Genomic DNA, 7392 nt, shown 5'->3' with positions numbered 1-7392 from the left:
CCGCAACCTCATCATGAAGACAGGAAAACCCCAATTGATTAACATCCTCGCGACGATATATCATCTCTCTTCCTCCAATTCACCACCATATTAATCGCTCCATCAATGCCAATCAACCAAAACTTATGGGACAGCCTCCTTCGGTTCGCCCCTACAGGGAATAACACCCAATCGGTTTCGCAAAACCCTTCGGGATTTTGCGCTACAAGCTACGAGCTTTAGTCGGCAAGGCGTGACCATCGGCATGGGAACGCGCTGGGTCACACCTCGAACGCTGTTCTCGGCAAGACCCAGCGCAAATCCAAGACGAGTTGCGGGCAGGTCACAATTCCGCTTGTGCGGAATCAGGACCTGCCCGAACGGATAGAGCGGACTGGCCGCGCGGAGAAAAGGGGGACCGCAATGGTTGCCCCCACGGGGCGCATTCCAACCAAGTCATAACTCTCTAAGGGGTTATCCGGGGTGTGCAAAAAGCGCACAATGGGCGGGCTGGTCTGGTCGATAAGAAGCTGTATTTTTCTATTTATTAAATGAGCCTTTCTTATTATCTTTTAAGCCGTTTTGAAACTGCCAGGCTGAAGTAACGTAACCTGTACTGAAAGGCCGAGTTGCCGGAACTTGACAAGAATCTGATCGCCAGCGCTCTCTCGGGGAACCAGGATGCATACCGGGAGTTGATGGAACGCCACCGCCCGGCGATATTTCACATCGTCTTCAAGTTCGTTCGGGAAAAAGAGGCCAGCGCCGATTTGGTACAGGAGACTTTTATGAAAGCTTTTGCGTCGCTCGAAACATATCGTTCGGAATACAAGTTCTCCACCTGGCTCTACCGCATTGCGGCCAACTCGGCCATAGACTACCTTCGCAAACAGCGGATTCACACGCTTTCGCTCGATTCTCATTCCGACGACGAGGAAAACTCGGCCACGATGGATGTAGCCGACCTATCATATCATCCGGAAAGAGAGCTGGAGGAGCGCGAAAGGCGGATTTCGATTCAGGATGCGATCGACTCGCTCCCGGAGAAATACCGGATTGTTATCATGTATCGGCATAAGGACGACCGCTCGTATGAGGAAATCGCGGAGGCGCTCGGTATCCCTATCGGGACGGTCAAAGCGAGGATATTCCGCGCCCGCGAATTGCTGAAGAAAAAGCTGAAATCAGTTTAAAGGGATGGAGAAACCGGCCATGAAAAAAACAATTCTCTGTCTGTCAGTCGTTTTTCTAATAGTTGCCGCCGTCTCTTACGGCAAAGACTACCGTTTTGAATATCAGAAAGAAATTGCGGTGACTGAAAAGTCCTCGCTGACCTTATCCAATATATCCGGCGGCATAGAAATTATGGGGGTTCCGGGGGAAAAGGTTCTTATCCGGGCGATAAAGATAATCCAGGCCGATAAGGCCTCGGAAGCCGAAGAGAAAGCCGGATTGATTGAAATTGAGGTAAAGAAGACCGGCAACCATATAGATGTCGCGACCAATTATCTCAAGGAGTCGAAGCGTCCCCGGTCGTTCTGGGAGAAGCTGTTCGGCTCCAATTTTGATTCCTACGGGTCGGTTGACTACACGATAAGTGTCCCGCCCGATTGCCAGGTTGAGGTGGAATCGGTTTCGGGCGATATGGCCATATCCGATATCAAAAGCGATATCGATATAGGCAGTACTTCCGGCGATATCAGCCTGCGCACCATTCAGGGGATGATAGAGATTTCCACGGTTTCGGGAGACCTCGATATGGCGGATATCAAAGGAGATATTGATATTTCCTCGACCAGTTCCGATATGAGGCTCGATTCCATTAACGGTATGGTCGATATTCGCTCGACCTCGGGTGATTTGCGCGGGACGAAGATTAACGGCTCGGTCTCATTGACCCAAACTTCGGGAGATGTCAGGCTGACCGGGCTAAGCGGAGATTTAAGGCTGAAATCGACTTCGGGGGATATAGTTGTCCGGCAGGAATCGGGCGCCATCGACATCGTGACTTATTCCGGGGACGTGGAGATACAAACGAAGCTTGATTCCCCGAAGGATTACTATGTCGAAACGACCTCGGGGACGATTATTTTTGCCGTTCCGCAGTCATCAGCGGGTACAATTCGGATGGAAACAGGCACCGGCAGAATCATAACGGAGCTGTCTCTGGATAATAAGAGCCGGAGCAAACATCGGATGGCGGGAAATTTCGGCGAAGGCGGCCCGAAAATTTCCCTTTCGACCTTCTCGGGAGACATCACGCTGGAATCATATTAGGATTATGAAAAAAATTGTCCCATACACTCTGCTAACAGGTCTGGCTTTTCTGCTGATGCTGTCATTGCAGGCGGATAGAGCGGCGATGGCGATCGGACCATCGCCCACCAAGGGTTCTTCCGCTGATTCGGCGGCCAGCGAGGATACCACGTTGGAGGAACTGCATCTTTCATCAGAGGGGGTTTACGGAGTTGATTCCGGCGGCGCGGAATGGGAATATGATTTCAGCCAGGGCCATTTTGTCAAAGGGAAAGTGAAGACGGAAGGGACCAGGACGGTATTCCGCAAGTCGGAAACGGATATTATCAGGGATACGGATTCCGCCAAAAAAGAGATCTATTCGGCTATCAAGAGGATAAAGGGGCTGCAGTTGGGGGCAATCGAGATTGGGCCGGGAGAGAAGGTTGACGGGCCGCTGGTGGCGGTAGGGCCGATAACGGTTGAGGGATTGGTTGACGGGGATGTCATATCTTATAAGAAAATTACGGTGACGGAGACCGGAGAGATCACGGGTGATGCCCGCGCGCCGGAAATAGTAAAAATGAGAGGGGGCGTTATCGGCGGCAGGCGTTATGAGACCGATCTTCCCAAGATACCGCAGATCGATATATTTCAAGAGACATCATACAGCGCCTTGATCATCAATCTCGTTATTCTCTCCGTACTTCTTTTTTGCGGTTTTCTGGCGACAGCCATCATGCCGAAACCCATCGGTCGTCTTCATGACTGCATGCAGACGCGTTTCCTGAAATCATTTTTGACCGGATTTCTGGTCTGGATTCTCTTTGCGCCGCTGTTCGCTCTTCTCTGTCTGACTATCATAGGTATTCCCATCGCCATTTTTGCCCTTCCGATCGCTCTGGTGCTGGCGCTGATTCTGGGAATCGTCGCTCTGGGACAAACGTTCGGGGAATGGGCCGGCAAGTATTTCGGGGGTCAGCCGAATAGACAGATGCCCCAGGTTATCGCCGGGTTGGCGCTTCTTTCCTCGCCATCGATATTCATGTCGCTTCTCAAAATTTCCCCATCGCCGGTCAGCCACGGTTTTTCCACGGTATTTATGGTGATCGCGATTATTGTCGGTTCGATTGGTGTTACGGCCGGGCTTGGATCGGTCGTGCTTACCAGATTTGGAAGCCGGGATTGCAGCCGGGCGAAAAAAATATCAATAAGACTGGAAGTTGTACCTTCGCCTCCGCCCCCCTCACCTCCGCCCCTGAAATCGGACGAAGGCGGCGCTTAATCTAAATTTTATAACGAAAGAGTAGTATGTATAAAGTTCTATTATTTTGTCTGATCGCCGTGACATTCTGCGGCGGGAAATCTGAGGCGGGCAGCCTGAGGAGCAAGCAGATAATTTTCCCGCCCGACGAAATCAGCCGTCTGGAAGCCAATTTCGATATCGGAGCAGGGGAAATCAACCTGAGGCCGGGAGATACTACCAAGGCGATAGTCAGCGCCGACGTAGAGTATGATCCCAAAAATATTGAGGTTTATTCTGATTATGAGAAGCGGGGAAAAACCGGCTATCTGGAAGTCGGCAGTGAGGTTCAAAGTCATACCCATATGGATACGGAAGATAATCGCTGGAACATAATCTTATCCAAACAGTACCAGACGGAATTGAAAATAGATATCGGGGCCTGCGATGCCGACCTGGATTTGGGAGGCATACCATTGACTTTTTTGAAATTAAGCATCGGTGCGGCCAAAGGGCATTTGGTTTTCAGTTCTCCCAATCCGGCGACATGTGATATTTCCATCGATGCCGGGGCGTCCAGTTTTGAGATAGAAAAACTGGGGAACGCCAATTTCGAATATCTGACCCTTGACGGCGGCGTAGGGGAATTTATTATTGATTTCGCGGGAGAATACAAGACCAAGGCGCGGGCAAGGATCTCGATCGGTCTGGGAAAGGCGACTATCTATATTCCCTCGGGCCTGCCGATCAGGATCGAAGCGGAGGATAATTTTTTATCCTCGGTCGATTTCAAGAATGCCGGGCGTTTTGATATCGAGGATGTATATTGCGAATCGAAAGATTTCCATGACTCACCGGTCGGATTGGACATTAAAATTGATGTGAGTCTGGGCAAGGTTGAGATAGTCTGGGTAGATTGAAATCATATGATTTGTCACAAAAAAACCATCCCAAGCGGGATGGTTTTTTTGTGGCGCGAAAGAGCGAACTTCTGACCCGATGAAGTGTTAAATAAGGGCTTGTTGTAAGATGTGGTTTTGATTATTCTCTTACGGCAAGATTGGGAGATTTCTGATCTCCATAACGGAAAACTTTTTGAGGTGTTGGATGCGAAAAGCTTTTTGGGTACTGATTCTAGTTATATTTATGAGACTGGCGGCCGGGGCCGTGCAAATTCCCCCCCTGCAACAGGAAATATTCCTGGCTCGGGACAAGGTTCTCCCCGCTCTGGTTCATATCCAGCCGGTGATCACCGATTACCGCACGGGCAAGATGATTAAGCAATCGGTGGTTGGTTCGGGGGTTATTTTTAATAAGGACGGTTATGTAGTCACCAATTATCATGTGGCCGGCAAAGCGGAACGGATTATTTGCACGCTTAACAGTAAGGAGCAGGTCAGGGCGACGCTGATCGGCGGCGACCCGCTGACTGATATCGCCATAATAAAATTGGATCTCAAGGAATATAAGGGGAATTTGCCGATGGCCGAATTCGGCAACTCTGATTCGCTTCAGGTGGGCCAGTACGTTTTGGCAATGGGGTCTCCCCTGGCGCTTTCCCGTTCGGTATCGTGCGGGGTGGTTTCGACCACCGACCGCAATTTTTCAGGTGATGTGCGGCTTCCCTCCGGCGAGAAAACCGGCATGTATAACAACTGGATCCAGACCGATGCGGCGATCAATCCGGGAAACTCGGGTGGGCCGCTGGTGGACCTTAGCGGGAAGGTAGTCGGCATCAATTCGCGGGCGACGATGTTTGCCAACACCATCGGTTTTGCCATCCCGATCAATATAGTCAAGCATGTGGTAGAGAGCATTTTGTCTCAGGGAAAGGTGGTGCGGAGCTGGATCGGGGTAAACTGCCAGGAACTTCAGAATCTGGAAGGGTGGTTTGGAACGGCGCTCAATGAAGGTGTCCTGATTGCCTCGGTTGACCCGAAATCGCCGGCGGAAGAGGCCGGCCTTCAGTCAGGCGATATTATCCTGAAAGTTGACGGGAAGCCTGTCTCGGCTCGTTTTGCCGAGGAATTACCCGCTTTCTATAAAATGATTGCCGATTATCCGGCCGGAACCAATATCAGGCTCTCGATGCTGCGCGGCAACAAACCGGTCAATATTGAGGTTGCCACCCGCGAGCTGGGAGATGCTCTGGGCGAGGACCTTGACTGTAAGGACTGGAGCTTCACTGTCAAGGGTCTCACCAAGCAAATGGCGGTCGATAATCAGCTTGAGGACACGTTGGGAGTATATGTATCCGGAGTGCAGAGGGTCGGCGCCGCGGGTGAAGGCGGGCTGCATCCGGGCGATGTGATCAAAGGAATCAATGAGAAACCGATTAATACTTTCAGAGAATTCTCTGATCGTTATATTGAGTTGACGACCTCCGGGGCGGAGCGGATATTATTCACGGTCAAGCGTTTCGGCAGCACCAAATTTATCCTGATCCGGGTTGACGGCGCCAGGGCCACGGAATCCGGGAAACAAGGAGTGGAAGAGTGAAAAATATTTCTTTCCTACTGGCTATTCTTCTGACAGCGGGGGTCGTTTACGGCCAGCAGATGAATTATGAGAAGATTTCGAAGGAAGCGGTGGCTTATACAGTCATCATCAATATCAAGATGGAGATTTCGCTGGGGACACAGACGACCGAGGCCCAGAGCCGCAGTATCGGCACGTTAGTGAGTTCCGAGGGACTGGTGTTATTCGACGGCATACCGCTGGACAGCGACAACCCTTTTTCGATGATGGCGGGGATGCAGATCAATACCAAGCCGAAAAGCATCGAAATCACCATGATGGACGGTACAAAATACCCGGCGGAATTTGTCGGGGTGGATAAATTCACGAAAATCGGGTTTTGCAAAATAAAAGCGGAGAGGAAGATTAATTTTAGATCGGTTGTTTTCAAGAAACGAGATAATATCCGGGTTGGCGAATGGCTGACATTGTACTCCCTGATGCCGGAGTTTGTCGATCCGCCGTTGGCATCGGATATCGGCATGGTTTCCTCGCTCATAAAGGTACCGGAGAATTTTGTCCTGACGGTCGGGTTCAACGAAAATCAATTGTCCTCGGTTCTATACGATCGTGATGGAAACCCGGTGGGTGTTCTGGGTCAGTTGGATAATGGCGGGATGGGGAGCCTTGATGCGTCACGGATGCCGTCATTTTCACAGTCAGAACAATACTTGCCGCTTCTGGGGCTGATTGGGGCGGACAAACTGGAAAGACTGATTAAGGACCCGCCGACGCCGGGGAAAATCGATCGCGGCTGGCTGGGGGTGTACCTGCAGGCATTGACGCCCGACATCGCCGATTTCTGGGGAATAAAAACGAGCGGCGGAATTATTATTAATGAGGTTGCCAAGGAGTCGCCTGCGGATTCGGCCGGTTTTAAAACCGGAGATATTATCGCTCGCATGAACGATAAAGCAATTAATATCAACAAGGAAGAGAATCTCCCGGTTTTCCAGAGGGAGATTGTCGATATGGGCGCCGGCGCGCATGTCGCCTTTGAGGTGCTTCGACGCAATGACGGCAAGGTGGATACGCTGGATTTGAGGGCGGTGTTGGCCCGCGCCCCGCTCACGCCGTCCGAGGTTTCCAGCTATGAAGACAGCAATTTTTCACTAATAGTGCGCGATATGGCTTTCGCCGATTACAATCTTTACAATCTGGACCGCCGTGAATTCAACGGTGTGGTGGTCAAGGAAGTGGAAGCCGGCGGCTGGGCATCGGTGGGCGAAATAATGCCGGGTGATATTATTCAGGCGATCGGTGGGCAAAAGATATCCTCGGTTACGGATGCCCGGACGATTCTTACGGAGGTTGCCGCCAATAAACCAAAGGAAGTGGTTTTCTTTATCTGGCGGGACAATAAGACGACATTTGTAAATGTGAAGACTGAATGGTAGATTCTATGGGGATACCGAGCT

The 7392-nt window shown here is 51.0% G+C and carries 6 protein-coding genes; all 6 read left to right on the top strand.

Features of this window, described 5'->3' with window-relative positions; genetic code table 11:
* The first annotated feature begins 608 nt into the window (after positions 1-608).
* The 6 genes from NT002_02640 to NT002_02615 all read left to right on the top strand — a co-directional run bounded on the left by NT002_02640 (position 609) and on the right by NT002_02615 (position 7371).
* Entirely contained in the window at positions 609-1172 is a 564-nt protein-coding gene (locus tag NT002_02640; protein MCX6828167.1) for a sigma-70 family RNA polymerase sigma factor, read from the top strand.
* Positions 1173-1191: 19 nt separating this feature from the next.
* A complete protein-coding gene (locus tag NT002_02635) occupies positions 1192-2256 on the top strand; it encodes a DUF4097 family beta strand repeat-containing protein (protein ID MCX6828166.1) in 1065 nt (354 codons plus the stop codon).
* 4 nt (positions 2257-2260) lie between these two features.
* Positions 2261-3499 carry a polymer-forming cytoskeletal protein gene (locus NT002_02630; GenBank protein MCX6828165.1) on the top strand — a complete coding sequence of 413 codons (1239 nt, stop codon included), beginning with the start codon at positions 2261-2263 and terminating at the stop codon, positions 3497-3499.
* A 26-nt stretch (positions 3500-3525) separates the two neighbouring features.
* A complete protein-coding gene (locus tag NT002_02625; GenBank protein MCX6828164.1) occupies positions 3526-4377 on the top strand; it encodes a toast rack family protein in 852 nt (283 codons plus the stop codon).
* Between the two features lie 187 nt (positions 4378-4564).
* A complete protein-coding gene (locus tag NT002_02620; GenBank protein MCX6828163.1) occupies positions 4565-5956 on the top strand; it encodes a trypsin-like peptidase domain-containing protein in 1392 nt (463 codons plus the stop codon).
* Positions 5953-7371, top strand: a complete 1419-nt coding sequence (locus NT002_02615; protein ID MCX6828162.1) for a PDZ domain-containing protein — start codon at positions 5953-5955, stop codon at positions 7369-7371. The genes NT002_02620 and NT002_02615 overlap by 4 nt, the downstream gene beginning before the upstream one ends.
* Positions 7372-7392 lie beyond the last annotated feature (21 nt).

The organism is Candidatus Zixiibacteriota bacterium, assembly GCA_026397505.1.
Taxonomy (GTDB): Bacteria; Zixibacteria; MSB-5A5; order GN15; family PGXB01; genus JAPLUR01.
This window is presented reverse-complemented; position numbering and strand designations above follow the sequence as displayed.

What these genes read in the sequence shown, in the direction of transcription:
- NT002_02635 (MCX6828166.1), top strand. Translation starts at nt 1,192, where the DNA reads ATGAAAAAAACAATTCTCTGTCTGTCAGTCGTTTTTCTAATAGTTGCC.
- NT002_02630 (MCX6828165.1), top strand. Translation starts at nt 2,261, where the DNA reads ATGAAAAAAATTGTCCCATACACTCTGCTAACAGGTCTGGCTTTTCTG.
- NT002_02625 (MCX6828164.1), top strand. Translation starts at nt 3,526, where the DNA reads ATGTATAAAGTTCTATTATTTTGTCTGATCGCCGTGACATTCTGCGGC.
- NT002_02620 (MCX6828163.1), top strand. Translation starts at nt 4,565, where the DNA reads ATGCGAAAAGCTTTTTGGGTACTGATTCTAGTTATATTTATGAGACTG.